Consider the following 14,838-nt stretch of genomic DNA (forward strand, 5'->3'; position numbering starts at 1 on the left):
CCAGGCCACATATTTTGTGGGCAATCGTGCTGCTTTTTGTTATACATTAGCCTCTCCTCCAGTCTTTAATAGTTGCAATAAGTAGGGCTATGAAAATTACCAGAAGGAAAAAGGCAATACCATAGCCCACGGCACCATCTACTTTTGCTCCTTTGGCCTCCCAATGCCCATAGGTTATAAGCTGGAATAGCATTGCAAAAGATATGAAGCCACTAGTAAATACAGCTAGTAACATATGCCGCAAATTGAAAAGCTTTTTCCCAAAAGCAAGCTCCCCCCATGAAGGAGTCTCGATTTTTCTATCGAGGCCTTTTCGACGCCATCGGCGGTCTTTGAGATTAGACATAGTTTTTATTCATAACGGCCCACAGCACGGGCTGCCGAAGCGCAGCGTAGGCTGTCCTGCGGAGGCCCGAAGGGCCAAAGCAGCGTGCCTGTGATTGTTAAGAGTTATTGGTACCATGTTCCAGATTCCAGCAAAAGCACACAAATAAGTAGTAGCTACCAAATAGGGCGTATATCCACATAATTGTAAAGCCCACGTGATCTATAGCACTACGACCAAATTTGGAATACAACAAAAATACCAAAAGTGAAGCAAAAAACGAGGTGTTCAGAATGACAGTACCAATAAAGCGCGCAACACCAAACCTACTCCCTTGCCTTGGGCAGAGAAATGTAAATGGAAACCATGCAAATTTCTTAGCATGAAATACATTCATTATTTTAATAAGCTCACTCATAACTCGACCTTTCGATTAAGGCTCTTAACGCCCGCAATAACCGGCCGGAGCGAAGCGGAGGTTCGGCGGAAGCCACGCAGTGGCTGGAGCGAAGTTAATTGCCTTGTTATGCATTTCTCACTCAAAGTAGATTGAAGCTTCTTTCAACGCTCTACCAGAATTGAGTTCTAAAAAGGAATTTTTTACTATCTCTCTGTCACTATCTGGTATCCATATAACCCAATACCAGATACTCGAAAATTCAGCGACTACCTTCTTCATTCCTGTTAGATACATCGTATAAAGTTGATTCATAAACTCGATCGCATCATTCGTATAGCAGCAATCTTCGTCAGTAACGTTATGAGTTGCTTCGAATCTTTTATATACATCCTTATATGAAGCACTAAAGTTATCAAAATGATCATAACTCCATCGAGACCATTCATCAGGAATGTATCTGATGTCATTATCATTTGAGCTACCCAGATTAGATTCAGAGTTCGAAACAGCTATCGGAGCGGCCATGTCGAGATCCTCTCCGATCATAAGCGCATAACCATATGAAGATGAACCTTCAGAAACTGCCTTAACTGAAGCTCTTAGATCCATTTCAAATTCCGCTTGAATTAGATCTATTGAACTCCTTATTTCTTGTTTCATATCTCTCTACTCAAACGCTGCATAACGCCCACATAAAAGGTCGACTGAAGCACAGCGTAAGGTGGTCCAACGGAACGCAGTGGAGCGATTTTCGATGTATTGGTTATGCATTTTACTTAATGAGCCAAGGTTCCTGTTGCCTTAGTTCCATCCCAGTCGAATGTTTTGAAATTTTTAATATTTTTATCGAAGAACAAATGCATTCTATCGGTATACCCTTCCAGGACGATTTCATTAGCACCAACTACTACCCAACGCACGTCTTTCCAGCTTTTTAGTTTAGAAATCGATCCATCCTCTTCAAGGACAAACTTATAGTTACGCCCTCTCCAAGTATAATTCCACTCACTACTGCTAAGCCTACTTGCAAGTGTAACAGCCTTCGCTACAGATTGCGGATCATACCTTTCCAATGGATCGGCGTTACTGAAAAATGAAAAGAAAAGGGTCATAAAAAATAGACAAACTCTCATATATCTCCCTTACTATGTTGATGCATAACATTGCCAGCAAGGGCAGCCGAAGCGGAGCGTAGGCTGCCCAGCCCAGCCTCCGGCTGGGCGATCTTGCATGGCCTGGTTATAGCTGGCGCGCTCTGAACCGCCTACATACTCTCTGCCAGCCATCTTTGGCTGGCCACTGCCCGATAGACTTACAGAGAAAAATACCATAGTTTCCCTATCAAATAACTATCTGATTGACACTTCACAATGGTGCAGCTGACTTGTAGGGCTTGTTGACTTAAAACGAAGGCACTAGAACAAAACTGCGGTACTAATTTGTAAAAAACTCTCTGGAGAAATGTACTCGGGAAGAGATTGGTACTTGCAGCAACTTCAAACTACCTAAAAAATGACCACCTCAATAACGCTTCGATAATTGGCGTGCGAAGTGCAGCGTAGCATATCCGGTGGAGCCCTGTAAGGACGGAACGAAATTCATCGACTTGTTATGTGCTAGCAAGCTGCAACTCAAATAAAAACAGCGTGCATATCGCGGAGATTCCGACTCCGCAACCAAGTCCGATAGTAACCATTTGAGTTTGCCAGCGACTGAGAGTATTGGATTTGAATACGAGAGGGACTAATGAGGCTGATGTGATAGTTAAAGCCGAAGTGAGTGCGACAACCCCAATTTGAAGCCTAGTACCGTTGCCATATATATGAATAAGTACAGTTGAAATTAGTGCAGATACTGAAATGAAAGCGATTTCAGCACAGTGATAAACACGCTTTCAGTGCCTTTTCTCTTTCTGACAATACCATGCAATTTTTTTAGATAGTAACTTCAAGGCTAGATCCGATTGCTGAATTTATGACTGCACATAACGCAAAACTTAAAGGCTAGAGACGTTTTTTTTGGAGATCCAGCCCATGTTTTTTGGGGGCAAATTTTCAGCATTTTGTTATAACGACTCACCTGACCTCTCTGATACAGAAAGGCTTTTTCTAAGTAGCAGCGAGGCCATATATATAATTGCCAGTGGAGGTAATAATGCCATAAATCCACCAACTACAACCGCTCGTTTAACCTTTAAGGTTTTTTGATGGCCAGCATATAGCTAAGAACTAATACAACACAAAACCATAGCAAAATACCCAGGGCTTCGATGTTGGAAATATTAAACAGTTCGTACATTACGCATGATCCATTAAGGAGCTATAACGCCAGCCGAAGCAACGCGTAGGTTGGACAGCCTAGTCTGATTATGGTCGGGGCGCTCGGGACCGACTACTAGCACTTTGCCAGCCATAGTTTGGCTGGTCACTTCTCAATATTTACGAGGAAAAAATACCGCACTTTCCCCAACTAATCCCTACCTTACTGGCAATCCACGAAATTGCAGCGGACTCCCCCTTTTTAAAGCACCTGAGCGAACACTCTAGGAGAAAAACTGCTTGAATAGCAATCAATAAAGTTGCTCAACACCGGATGCTATTTTGTGGCGCTAAATCTTCAGTTACCACAAAAAATCAATAAAACCGACCGCCACAATAACGGTGGCGTTCACCAGGTAAGGGCGTTCGTTTAGTTGGGTAACTGGTGGAAGGACGACGCCCTTACTCCGGTGCAACGCGTTGTTATCTGGCTGTTGCCATTTTCCATTGATTGAACGCGTCCGCTAGCTGCGCAAACACTTCTATTCAAGATACTCCATTCTCCAGCGTGCCGGGCCGATGACTTGGGTGACGGCTTTGGCCCCAGCCGAAGCGCCGCTAAAGCTGCCGATAAATGGGATGGCGCAATCAAAAGTTAAAAGCCAGCCTGCATCGGGCGAGGGGCAGGCAAAATATACTTTGAACGTCTCGCCCGAAGGAATACGGAAGTGCACAACCAAACCGCTGCCGCAGAGAAGTTGTACCACGTCATCGACAGGCGTCCCGTCGGCACTAATGTTCACATGCATTCGGTCAAAACGCGAAAAGTCCTCACCTTGCTGTGCGACATACAGTTGCGGATAGGAAACGCCATGGGTCTCGTCCAGTGTGATCAGCTCTCCGCCTCCGGGAATATGGGGCTCGCGTCCCGCCTGGGCGATGATTTCCAGTAGACGTTCACGGGATAGCAGAAAATATGGCATCACTTCCGCGACACGTTCCGTCGAAGGTTCGAGATCGGCCAAAAAGGCCTTAAGGTCGTTGGAGAGGCCCGACCAATCCTGCGCCCAAATCCGGGCGCCGATCGGCGCCAGCGCTGTGTTGATTTCGTCGAGTGCATACAAGTCAGCTTGCTCGCCGTCGCTTTCTAACCGGATCCCGCTGTCGAGTTTCATTTGAGTCTCGGTCGATTAATGCCCCACTGGTTCAACTTCACGCCAGATAACGCCGCTATTACCGCGAGTTGTAGTTGATTGGCTTTTTGTACTATTCAAGCACAAAAACCAAGCGACGGAAACGGAGTCCGGTAGATAGCTTTGTTATAGCGCAGCTTCACATGCCACCCGCTATTTAGTTGATTTTACCTCAATGATTTTTCCTTCCGAGACCCGAAGATATATTGCTTGGCGATAGTACAAACTCGTGATTTCGTCCGTTTGCTCGATTACGAAAAAAGCCTCATCCCAGACGATACCTGCTTTAGCAACTTAAAATCCGATGTACTCCCAGCTTCGCTATCCATAAGCCAGATTTTCTTCGCATTACCCAGTGCACAATCATTGATATAAAGATCTCTATGAAATATTTCACCCGCTAAACCAGCATTCGCCGTCTTTAACCAATCAACAAATTTATCTAAAACTAAGTTTATCTCTTATTCTTCGAGGAGCTATAACGCCCAGTTAGCGCGTCCAGCCCGAAGGACGATGCTGTCTTTGTTTGTTAGTTGCTTACTGTACATAGCTAAGATTACCGTCGACAAAGCCAACAGTAAAAGTTTTTGCGGTCTTTAGTTTATGCGTATTTTTCGAGCTGGAATGAAAGTACTGCTTAGCCATTGCTACAATATTATCCTGCGCCTCTCTCAATGAATTACCAAAGATTGCATTGGAAACTGATATTAATCGATTTTCTGGAACCCAGTCTTCGTTACATGCCCAATCTTCATTATCGGGATCGAACTCGCTGGAACCGACTACTTCAATATTGAATGGAGATTCATGTATGTTAATATTGAAAGCAACAATATGACCGAGAAGCTCCTCATTCAATTGCCTGTCAATCCAGCCAATAAATTCCTTCTCGTTTTGAATCATGCTCCATTCTCTCTTAGGCAACTAACGCCCTGCGCATAGGCAAGCGAAACATAGTGTAGCGAGTCCAGCCTACGTTTTTTGTGGACGATTGTACCGCAGCTTGTTAAATGGCCGCGGCAATTTCTTTAGTGCTTGCACCTGCCAGCCCCACACGAAAGCCTGCCTTCTTTAAGACCGTATTAGCTTTTGAGTTAACTATTAGAAGAATAATTAGATTCACCAACGGAAAAAGGCTCAGCGCGATCATACTTACAGCGCCAAATCTACCGTATAACCTCCAAGATAGACGGGCCGTAAGAATGACTACTGCAATCATCAGCGGAATTGCTGCAAGTTGAAGAATTAGTTTCAACTCAGGGCCTGCTGTACCTGAGTAACCAGCCACGAGAAAATAGACCAAAAAGGTTAGTAAGAGCGACTTTTGGCGCTTGGCGATAACCAATAGATTTTCCAGCTCATTTCTACTAAGCCCACTTTCTAATTGAGATTTTGGAGCTTCGTATACATTATTTGTGTTCATTATTTTCTCCATTTAACGCCTCAATAATGGGCCGGAGCACGCAGTGCGGAGGTCCAGCCCCGAAGGGGCGACATTGATTGACTTGTATGGTTGTTCTTGATCGATTCTGATGTTGAAAATCCTTTTCGCTAACGGGTAAATTGAGACCCACCTTCGGCGGCCACCGAAGGCCTTGTTTATCACAGTTCGCTGCCTGGCCGGTTCGTAAAAGACCGATAACAAGTATGAACGCGATAAGCACTCACTAGGCATAACTCGGATAGTCATGTGGGCCTCGAGCCCGAATAGCAAGGCGGAGATAGCTTATCTTATGGAACCTCAAGAGATCAATGTCGGTATCGATACCAGCAGTAAACAACTCGATATTTATGTGAGACCTACTGGCCAATTCTTTAGTGTTGCCAATGATAAAAATGGCATTAAGGATGCCATTAAAAAAATACAACCTCTTAAACCTCAAAGAGTATTAATAGAGTCTACAGGAAGACTTGAATTAGAGTTTGTTTACGCCGCTAATAAAGCAGGATTACCTGTTGTTGTTTGCAACCCTTCACAGATAAGAAGCTTCGCTAAATCCACAGGGCGCCTCGCCAAAACTGACAAGCTAGATGCAATAGATATTGCACATTTTGGTGAGGCCATGAAGCCAAGGCTGTCGGTGCTAAAGCCAGAAAAGCTTAGGGAGATCAGTGACTTACTGGCGGTAAGAAGTCAGTGTTTAGAGATGAGTACAATGCAAAAGAATCGGCTTTAGAGAATGCCGAAATCAGTACACAAACCCATACGGACCATTCTAAACACCATCAAGAAAGAGCTACAAGGTATCGACAAGCAACTAGATAAACTGGTTAACAGTGTGTCTGAGTGGCGGCAAAGGCGCGACTTATTGTTGAGTGCTAAAGGGGTCGTAAATGTATTGGCTTATACGTTGATGAGTGAACTTCCCGAGCTAGGAAAATTGAACCGTAAAGAAATCGCTGCACTTGTCGGTATCGCCCCGATGAACCGTGATAGCGGCAGCTTCCAGGAAAAGAGATATATTCGGGGTGGAAGGCATCGTGTACGAACAGTTTTTTTTGTTTCCATCATGTCGGCCATACAGCATCATCCCAAACTAAAGCCGATGTACAAGCGATTAGTCGACGCTGGCAAACCTAAAAAGGTCGCTCTGATTGCCTGCATGAGAAAGCAGATTACGATACTGAATACGATGGTGAAAAATAACACCTACTGGGAGGAAAGTATGGCTTAATATGTAGTAGTTCAGACTTGATCTGACAGTTACCGGTTTTTCAGGAGGTGCTCTGTCAGGTCAAATTCAGCTTACGAGCTTTTCCTTCCAAATACTTTTTCCATCTTCAAGAGTTGCCATCGGAGTTCGACCGCAACACTTCTTACCCTGGTGGGTTCTCTCATTATTGTAATATGTGAGCCATTCGTCTAGATCCTTTTGCAAGTCCTCTATTGATCCATAGATCTTGCGGCGTAATGAAGGTTGATAGAACTCTTGTAAAATAGTTTTATGAAAGCGCTCACAGATCCCATTTGTTTGCGGATGCCTGGCTTTTGTCTTCGTGTGTTCTATTTCGTTCACACTCAGATATAGCTGGTAGTCGTGCTGCTCCAACTTGCCACAATATTCAGTACCACGATCAGTTAGGATACGCAGCACTGGCAGATCATGCATGGCATAAAATGGCAGTACACGATCATTCAGAAGGTCTGCCGCAGTGATTGGCGTTTTGGTGGTATACAGCTTGCAATGAGCCACCTTTGCATAGGTATCGACATAGGTTTGTTGGTAAACACGTCCGACGCCCTTAAAGGTTCCTACATAGAAGGTATCCTGCGAGCCCAGATAACCTGGGTGTTGAGTATCAATTTCACCACAGGCTTCATCATCATGACGTTTTCTCTCTAAAGCTTGAACCTGTGACTCTGTAAGGATCAGTCCCTCCTCAGCCACCTTGGCCTCAAGTGCCTTTAATCGCAATTTGAAGTTAGCAAGGTCGTGCCGTAACCAGATACTCCGAACACCACTAGGGGACACAAATACACCGCGTTTGCGCAGCTCATTGGAAACTCGAACCTGCCCGTGGGCAGGCTCTTGGACGGCATAAGTTAACACTGCCTCTTCAATGGCTGTGTCAACACGGTTCTTGTGGTTGGGCACGCGCCGGTTCTTCTCAAGAAGGGCGTCCACGCCGCCACTTGAAACGGCTTCCTTATAGCGATAGAAAGTGTCTCTCGACACACCCAGCATCTTGCAAGCTTTGGAGATATTGCCGAGTTCTTCTGCCAGATTTAGCAATCCGGTCTTGTGTTTGATGATGCGATCATTAGTATGGATCATGGGGTTTATCCTTGGTTTTGCTTTTAGGTTTAGGCACCTTCATCAAAACCGGTAAACCCCTCTTTTTCAAGGGAATGTGTCAGATTTGGTCTGAACTAATCCACTTAATAACTTGACGAACAACCATAGTCACTTGTTATGTTTTCTCACTTAGCGAAGTGAATTTTGTATCATGATATTTAGAACATCTCGTTTTACATGGTGTTCGTAGTTTGTTATCAGCGAATCGGCTGCCCTTAGATAACTATCATAATCAATCGTAGAATAGTCTCCAGGTACAAACTTATCGAATGTCTCCTTAGCTAAACGGGTCAGCTGTATCGCAGCGCTTACCGCATCGCGATACTCTGAGTCCGAATAGCCTGGAGCCATTTCCTTTATCTTTTCGAAGGCATCTTCAGATCCATAGCGCGAGCACAAGAATCCCGTTGCTAAAGAACTGAATGCGCTAACGAATTTATAATGTTCTGGAAGAATCATATGGATACATAACGTCGGCTGCATTGCCTAGCTAGGCCGGCAATCTATATGCGAAGTGTATGCGCCTCGATTACTTTGCGAATAGCGTCTCCGTCATTTAGCACAGTTTTATAAATCCATTTGTAAAAATATTCGGAGTTCTTAGAGATGATCTCTGTTGCTCTTTCATCTCCTATATTTTGACGCAACCCATCATACTCTAAATAGCATACTATCAAGTGCAAATAGGTAGAGTACTCATCTCTTGCTCCGTCTGGACGCTTTTTAGGAACATCTGGATATATTTTCTTCAAGTCTTCAATGGCCGTATTTACTTGTGTTTTGTTTTTTTCTTCAAACCAATGAATTTGCTCATGCAAAAAGCTAGCAAGAAAGGATTCATCACTTCCGATACGCTTAACATTGAAAGTTAATACGGGATGACTTGAAGGGCGAATTGCGTTTTCATCAACTACAACTCGGCTGGTAAAAATCCATTTCTCCAGATCATACGTGTCTAAAATTCTCTCTATCTGCGCCTTCCTTAGCCCCTCTCTTTCTGTTACATTTTTGAGTAAAATATCAATGTCTTCGCTACTTGCTTCAGCATTTCCATAAAACAAAGAAAGCAAGATATAAATGACCTTCTTCACCTCAATATCTCCTTATGTGGCCTAATGTCCGGCTTTGGGGAGAACTTGTAGCTGCGAAGCAGCGGAAAGGCCGTCCCAGCCCCACAGGGGCGACAACAGCCGCTTGTTATGCACTTAGTCATACCACCATGCTTCAGATTGCATAAATGAACAGAACTGTGAAACATGATATTCACGCATAGTGCCTTGGCTGTTTAAGGCATCACGTCTAAGAACATACCCTTCAATTAGCTTTAGTGAGTTAGGCACAGTAATCCATTCATAAACCTTGTCTGTACCCGTAACAATCCCTTGTGTCTTTTTGGATGCCTCTGCCGCTCGGTCCTTGGTGAAATATGATTCGGGCATTCTCATATCAGGTTCGACATTTTCGTTTACAAGGCATAAATCTTCTGCCCATGTAGAATGGACAGATAAAGCCAAAATTATTGGAAGTAAATTTTTCAACTTATACTCCGTAAGAGTGCATAACGCCCAGCACACGGGCGGCCGAAGCGCAGTGTAGGCCGTCCAGCCCGCGTTTTTCGCGGGCGACCGTGCTGCTGCTTATTAAGGCTACTTACCAGTTATGAAATTTGTGACATTCTGGTGAGCCACACTGTAATGATTTTAGATATATTGCATGTTTTTTAAGCGCGTCAGTACGAAAATTAGCCATTGATATGATGCAGTTCATCCCTATACCCTGACCAAACCTTAGATGCTGTGAATTATCTTCATAGTTACACATGGCTTCTCTAAACTCTTCCCACTTTATTTGGGCTTCGACAAAGCTGCTCTTTGGCTTATGTTTTCCATTATCATCTTCAATCAAAGATAAAGCCGCTTCATATGCTTCTTGAAGCTGTTTCTCAGCTTCATCTCTTTTTATTTTCAGACACATCGAAGTTTCATGTCTTGTTGCATAGTCACACGGATTTTTAAGAACACCATCGATACATACTAAATTGCCTTCAATCTGGTGCCGCTCACATTCATCACCTATTTGTTGGCAATACGCAATTGTTGGTAAAGATAGTAGTATGGCTATTATAAATCTCAATTCTCTCTCCCTATGCCTGGTCTTGCCCACAAAAAGTAGACACTCTAACTATGCGTATTTTCGCTCATACTCTGCTGGACTTACATAGCCCAATGCAGAGTGCCTACGAACCCTATTGTAGAAAATCTCAATGTATTCAAACACCTCAGATTTTGCTTGCTCTTCGCTTTCGAATGTTCCGGCATAGACCAGCTCGACTTTTAGCCTGCTAAAGAATGATTCCATTGCCGCATTAGCCCAACAGTTAGCCTGGCGACTCATGCTCGGCTTGCACTTGCTTTCAGACAAGAGATCCTGGTATTTCTGCGATCGATATTGCACACCCCTGTCAGAGTGAACTATTAGTCCAGGCTTTATTGGTCGTTGCTCTAAAGCCATTTTCAATGCTCGACGTGTCAATTCACCGGTCATCTGCGAGTCAAATGCCCAACCTACAATACGTCGAGAGTACAGATCCATAACTACCGCGAGGTACAACCACCGTTCCAGAACCCATATATACGTAATGTCACTGGTCCAGCGGCAATTTGGTCGATCCACATCGAAGCAACGCTTAAGTAGGTTAGCGGCGACATTGATATTCCTCTCTACGGGCTGACTATATCGAAAGCCTTTGCCGTTTCTCGCTTTAATATGCTCCTGTTGCATAAGCTTAGCGACGTAGTTCCGCGAGCATGGCTCACCTAACTCTTGAAGCTCGCAGGCAATTCTAGGCGCGCCATAACGATCTTTAAACTCAACAAACGTCTCTCGGATTTTCTCGATTGTTCGTGTCTTTCTAATCGTGCGAGCAGATGGCAATCGCCCCCGCCATCGATAATAACCCGATCTTGAGACTTCTAAACACCGACACATCAAGCTAACCGGGAATGACCCTACATGCTCTTGTATCAATGCGTACTTTACTCTTGGTGGTTCGCAAAGTACGCAGCTGCCTTTTTTAGAAACTCAACCTCCTGACGAGCTTCATGCAGCTCCTTCTTGAGCTTGCGAACTTCAGCGCTTTCCTGTTTGGAATAGTCGACACCGTCTAAACTATTGAACTGCTTATCAGACAGTCGATTAAATTGACGACGCCAGTTGTAGATCTTATGTGCGCTGACGCCTAGTTCTCTTGCCACAGAAGCCATTGTTACTCCAGGCTTTTCCGCTCTCTTAACTGCTTCTCTACGGAACTCCTCCGTATACGCCTGAGTTCTTTTCTTACCCATGATACACCTCCGTGTTAGGCCTCAACCTAACTATACAGGGTGTCTACTAAACGTGGGTAAGTCTTCCATTTAACGCCGCGCTCAGAGGCGGCTTACTTTGGGCGCTTTATGCGCGAAAATAGGAGCAAAGCGACTGCGCATAAAGTGCACAAAGTAAGACGTCGCCTTGCAGCGCTTTGTTAGGGCTAACCCCGGGCACTGCCTCTATGCTTAAGCCAAAACCCAGAATGATGCTGTGCAACCGACAGCCCTAAGTAGAAACGCTCGATGTTCAGCTGTGATTTTGGAAACGTGAATTCACGCACGAACATCGATTGCAAGAGTACTAGTGCCGCCCCTATCTGGGTAGAAGACTCCGGCCCATGCCCGCCATTTATATAGCTGGGAAAAAAGTCCATCATTTCCCTGAAATGAAGGCGAGCCATTGCAACAGCAATTTGTGGGCTAACCATACTACCATTTTTGAAGCGGTTCTTTAGCTCTTCCAGGTGCGACTTATTCTCCGAGACAATGAGGCACATACATGCAATTAAGTGCGAACGCCAATTCACATCAAGTAGCAGAGTTCCATAACCTGCATGTTCGGTTTCAAGCTCAGTAGCTAGAGCACTAAAGATAGAAAGATCACTTTCTACTTCAAATGGTTGAAAACTCAAATCAAAGGCCTTCAGGTAGAAGCTACCATCATTACTGAGCTCTTCTAACCTCTTAAATACGTTCATCTACCAATTGCCCTAACGCTTTTGTAAACGGCGAGCGACGCAAGAGCGAGTCCAGCGGAGCACCGAAGGTGTGTAGCGGTGTTTGACAAACTTGTTAGAAGTATTGTGCAAAGTGCTCATCAAATGACCTGTAGCGACCAAGACAGATCGTATCAAACTCGTCTAGATCTCTTTTCTTGAATACACCAATATTTCTTAATGCTTGGTTAATACCGCCTTCAGTTTCTTCCATTACAACTTTACTATCAGAATACACCGCAGCGTATTGCTTACCGATACCACCAAAGTAGTCGGTAAAAATAATTGCATACCTCTTTAAGCCCAGCTCTTTAGCAAAATAATGGGTAACAGGGCAGTTTAAAACAATTTTCCCATTACTTTCATTTGACATTAACAGTTTTTCTGCCCAATGATCTGAATGCCCTGCATTTAGACCTACGATCGAGACCCCCTCATGGTTGACACACGGCAACTCGAATTTCCTTAGTAGCTCTGCATCGATATCGCCTTTGGCTACAATTGCTTCTATATGATGCCCCACGAATTCTCCTTCGTACTTCTAACGCCGTGATATGCGGTGGGCGCTGCGAAGCGGCGACCGTCCGGTGGAGCCCCATAGGGGCGGAACGAACATCATCACCTTGTTATGCTATTTCTTACCGACAGTTGTCGCCCAGCTGTCACCGTCATATGTTAACTCAATTAAAGATGATTTCTTTTCACTCATCTCTCGCCCATTGACAGTAAACGTAGATCGCATTTCGTCCCAAACTAAGCTTTTCTGGTCGAAAACCATATCATGGCTCCTCATCGGCCCAAATATAGTCAAATTCGTAAAGTTGTAGCTTAGATCTATAATCATCGGCTGTTCATCTAGCTTCCTAAGATCATATACGAAATATCGCATTTTTGTTAGGCAATTATTACAGTCATGGACCTGATTATTTTTTGTTTCCAAGATCTCAAGAACGATTATTGGATTGTTATTATTTCAGCATGTTTCCAAGTTGTAGATTGAACTGGCATATAGGTAGTTATCACCAATTTCGATTATCAGAATTTTCTTAGCAATAGATGGCGTCAAAACCCATCCAGTGCCAAAACCAGAAAAATCCACTTCATACACGCTAGCATCAGGATAATCTAACTTTATACTGTCGCTAGCTTCGTACTTTTCCGAAATACACTTCAGTATATCTTTCTCGACATTATATTTTTCGTCACAAGCATTTTGTATATCTGCATCAACTAGAGATTGATGTGAAATATTGACCCTGGCAATTGAACTCGAACAAAGAATCGTGATACTCAAAAAGCACACTATTTTTTTGGCCACTTCTGCCATGTTTCAAATCTCTCTATTTCGAACTAAAGCATAACGCCTTGCCTGTGTTTTATACACATCATTTAAGTTCATTTAAAGCCTCTGCTGCCTCCATATAATGGAGAAGTTTAGTGTACCCCTGCCAAACGGTTTTAACTCCAGGCTCACCATCGCCGCTCCGCCCCAGAAAGCCTCCAAGTCCTGCCAACATACGAGTTATATCTCTCATACTTGGAGCTTCATTTGGTGGGGAGGTTTTAGCTTGCATTATCCATATCATACGCCACTCTTTTTCAGAGTAGACTTTCGTACACGACGTATCAGGAAGCGTTCGTGCCCGTGTTGTCATGGAGTGTAGACGCCACCCAATAATCATATAGATTGCAATACAGTTCAGCATTCGCTGCTCGGTTCTAAAGCGATTACTTTCTATCTGGCATCCGCCTTTCACCACTCGGAAATAGGTTTCAATTTCCCATCGACTTCGATACCACTCAATAATGATCCTCGCTTGCTTAAAGTCCTCAACTGCAAGATCGGTCAGCAGCATCCATTCAATACCTTTTTCCCCTTCTGGTGGGCTTAATTCCTTAGCAAAGACTGCGTAGAGAGAAAGAGGTCGTTTTGATTTTCCTTTTCCCTGCAATCTTACTTCTGCAATGGATACACTGACCTTAGCTTCCCTTTCTGGCTGTCCATTCCTTTTGGGGATACCTACTGAGTATTTCCCGATGGACTTCTGCTTGGTCATATAGTCCCAAAGTAAAGTCGTATCTTCTCCTTCGATCTCTAAACTACGATTAGCCTTGGCTCGAATAATATAGCTTGCACGCCGCTGTTCATTTTGATCTTCAGCTAATTGAAACCACTCATGAATATCCCCCTCTCTATCCGCGATGCTCACAATCGTGGTTTCAGGGCAGCGCTCTTGTATCTCACAAGCTGATTCATAATGGTCTAGCCAGCGTCGACTCTCTTTATCTTGTATCGACTTGGTATAGCGAGAATTAGCACTAGATTCTTTATCTCGCTGCCACATGCTACCCTCAATAATACCCAGATTATCTCTGGATGGTGTTATAGCGATAGACGTATGTAGGAGCTGCTGATTAGTCTCTTTGCGTCGGAGTGTTCCCATTTCTTTGCTTTCTAAATCGGTAGCAAAATTTAGGAAAGTGGTATCCTGAGGGATAAGAACAACTGGTTGAACCTTGATTCTTTCAAGAGTGGCTGATTTATGGCCACTCATAATGGAGTCAAAGCTGACTTTATCATTTTCGATAAATCGATAGGCTGCAAAGGTTTCTGCCCAAGACTTGTTTGCACAGGGAATGCTACCCTTTGGGTCGGAACTTAAATTACTGAGAATATTGGACAAGCGCTTATTCAATCGTGTATCACCCATAACCTGATTTTTCACTTCGTCCCTGACCCAGTCCTGCATAATTATCCAGCCAAATTTGTAGCCCCTATAA

At 44.0% G+C, this 14,838-nt stretch carries 16 protein-coding genes and 1 pseudogene; 1 reads left to right on the forward strand and 16 read right to left on the reverse strand.

What is annotated here, in order from left to right; all coding sequences use genetic code 11:
• Positions 1-46: 46 nt before the first annotated feature.
• The 6 genes from ACJJIL_RS12605 to ACJJIL_RS12630 form a co-directional block, all read right to left on the reverse strand.
• A complete protein-coding gene (locus ACJJIL_RS12605) occupies positions 47-346 on the reverse strand; it encodes a hypothetical protein (RefSeq protein ID WP_445359855.1) in 300 nt (99 codons plus the stop codon).
• 514 nt (positions 347-860) lie between these two features.
• The gene (locus tag ACJJIL_RS12610; protein ID WP_445359856.1) at positions 861-1,385 is read right to left on the reverse strand and encodes a DUF4303 domain-containing protein; all 525 of its coding nucleotides are present in this window, start codon (positions 1,383-1,385) and stop codon (positions 861-863) included.
• Between the two features lie 116 nt (positions 1,386-1,501).
• On the reverse strand, positions 1,502-1,858 hold the full coding sequence (locus ACJJIL_RS12615; RefSeq protein WP_445359857.1) for a hypothetical protein: 357 nt from the start codon (positions 1,856-1,858) through the stop codon (positions 1,502-1,504).
• A gap of 1,667 nt (positions 1,859-3,525) precedes the next feature.
• On the reverse strand, positions 3,526-4,158 hold the full coding sequence (locus tag ACJJIL_RS12620) for a hypothetical protein (protein WP_445359858.1): 633 nt from the start codon (positions 4,156-4,158) through the stop codon (positions 3,526-3,528).
• 555 nt (positions 4,159-4,713) lie between these two features.
• Positions 4,714-5,079: a hypothetical protein gene (locus ACJJIL_RS12625; RefSeq protein ID WP_445359859.1), complete on the reverse strand. Its 366-nt coding sequence runs from the start codon at positions 5,077-5,079 to the stop codon at positions 4,714-4,716.
• Positions 5,080-5,182: 103 nt separating this feature from the next.
• Complete coding sequence (locus ACJJIL_RS12630; protein WP_445359860.1) at positions 5,183-5,599, reverse strand: hypothetical protein; 417 nt, start codon at positions 5,597-5,599, stop codon at positions 5,183-5,185.
• 310 nt (positions 5,600-5,909) lie between these two features.
• On the opposite strand from ACJJIL_RS12630, the pseudogene ACJJIL_RS12635 reads away from it, so the two are divergent.
• Positions 5,910-6,851, forward strand: a pseudogene (locus ACJJIL_RS12635) (IS110 family RNA-guided transposase).
• A gap of 66 nt (positions 6,852-6,917) precedes the next feature.
• Here ACJJIL_RS12635 and ACJJIL_RS12640 read toward each other — a convergent pair.
• The 10 genes from ACJJIL_RS12640 to ACJJIL_RS12685 all read right to left on the reverse strand — a co-directional run bounded on the left by ACJJIL_RS12640 (position 6,918) and on the right by ACJJIL_RS12685 (position 14,807).
• Complete coding sequence (locus tag ACJJIL_RS12640) at positions 6,918-7,952, reverse strand: IS481 family transposase (protein ID WP_445359737.1); 1,035 nt, start codon at positions 7,950-7,952, stop codon at positions 6,918-6,920.
• Between the two features lie 524 nt (positions 7,953-8,476).
• Positions 8,477-9,064, reverse strand: a complete 588-nt coding sequence (locus tag ACJJIL_RS12645) for a hypothetical protein (protein WP_445359861.1) — start codon at positions 9,062-9,064, stop codon at positions 8,477-8,479.
• A gap of 114 nt (positions 9,065-9,178) precedes the next feature.
• Positions 9,179-9,511, reverse strand: coding sequence for a hypothetical protein (locus tag ACJJIL_RS12650; protein WP_445359862.1), 333 nt, complete (start codon positions 9,509-9,511; stop codon positions 9,179-9,181).
• 112 nt (positions 9,512-9,623) lie between these two features.
• Positions 9,624-10,106, reverse strand: coding sequence for a lysozyme inhibitor LprI family protein (locus tag ACJJIL_RS12655; RefSeq protein ID WP_445359863.1), 483 nt, complete (start codon positions 10,104-10,106; stop codon positions 9,624-9,626).
• Between the two features lie 48 nt (positions 10,107-10,154).
• Positions 10,155-11,000 carry an IS3 family transposase gene (locus tag ACJJIL_RS12660; protein ID WP_445359864.1) on the reverse strand — a complete coding sequence of 282 codons (846 nt, stop codon included), beginning with the start codon at positions 10,998-11,000 and terminating at the stop codon, positions 10,155-10,157.
• 8 nt (positions 11,001-11,008) lie between these two features.
• Entirely contained in the window at positions 11,009-11,317 is a 309-nt protein-coding gene (locus ACJJIL_RS12665; RefSeq protein WP_445359865.1) for a transposase, read from the reverse strand.
• A gap of 185 nt (positions 11,318-11,502) precedes the next feature.
• Positions 11,503-12,039: a hypothetical protein gene (locus ACJJIL_RS12670; protein WP_445359866.1), complete on the reverse strand. Its 537-nt coding sequence runs from the start codon at positions 12,037-12,039 to the stop codon at positions 11,503-11,505.
• 94 nt (positions 12,040-12,133) lie between these two features.
• A complete protein-coding gene (locus tag ACJJIL_RS12675) occupies positions 12,134-12,580 on the reverse strand; it encodes a hypothetical protein (protein WP_445359867.1) in 447 nt (148 codons plus the stop codon).
• A 450-nt stretch (positions 12,581-13,030) separates the two neighbouring features.
• On the reverse strand, positions 13,031-13,384 hold the full coding sequence (locus ACJJIL_RS12680; protein ID WP_445359868.1) for a hypothetical protein: 354 nt from the start codon (positions 13,382-13,384) through the stop codon (positions 13,031-13,033).
• Between the two features lie 58 nt (positions 13,385-13,442).
• Positions 13,443-14,807, reverse strand: coding sequence for an IS4 family transposase (locus tag ACJJIL_RS12685; protein ID WP_445359869.1), 1,365 nt, complete (start codon positions 14,805-14,807; stop codon positions 13,443-13,445).
• Between the last annotated feature and the right edge of the window lie 31 nt (positions 14,808-14,838).

This window comes from Microbulbifer maximicatervae (SeqCode), assembly GCF_052468095.1.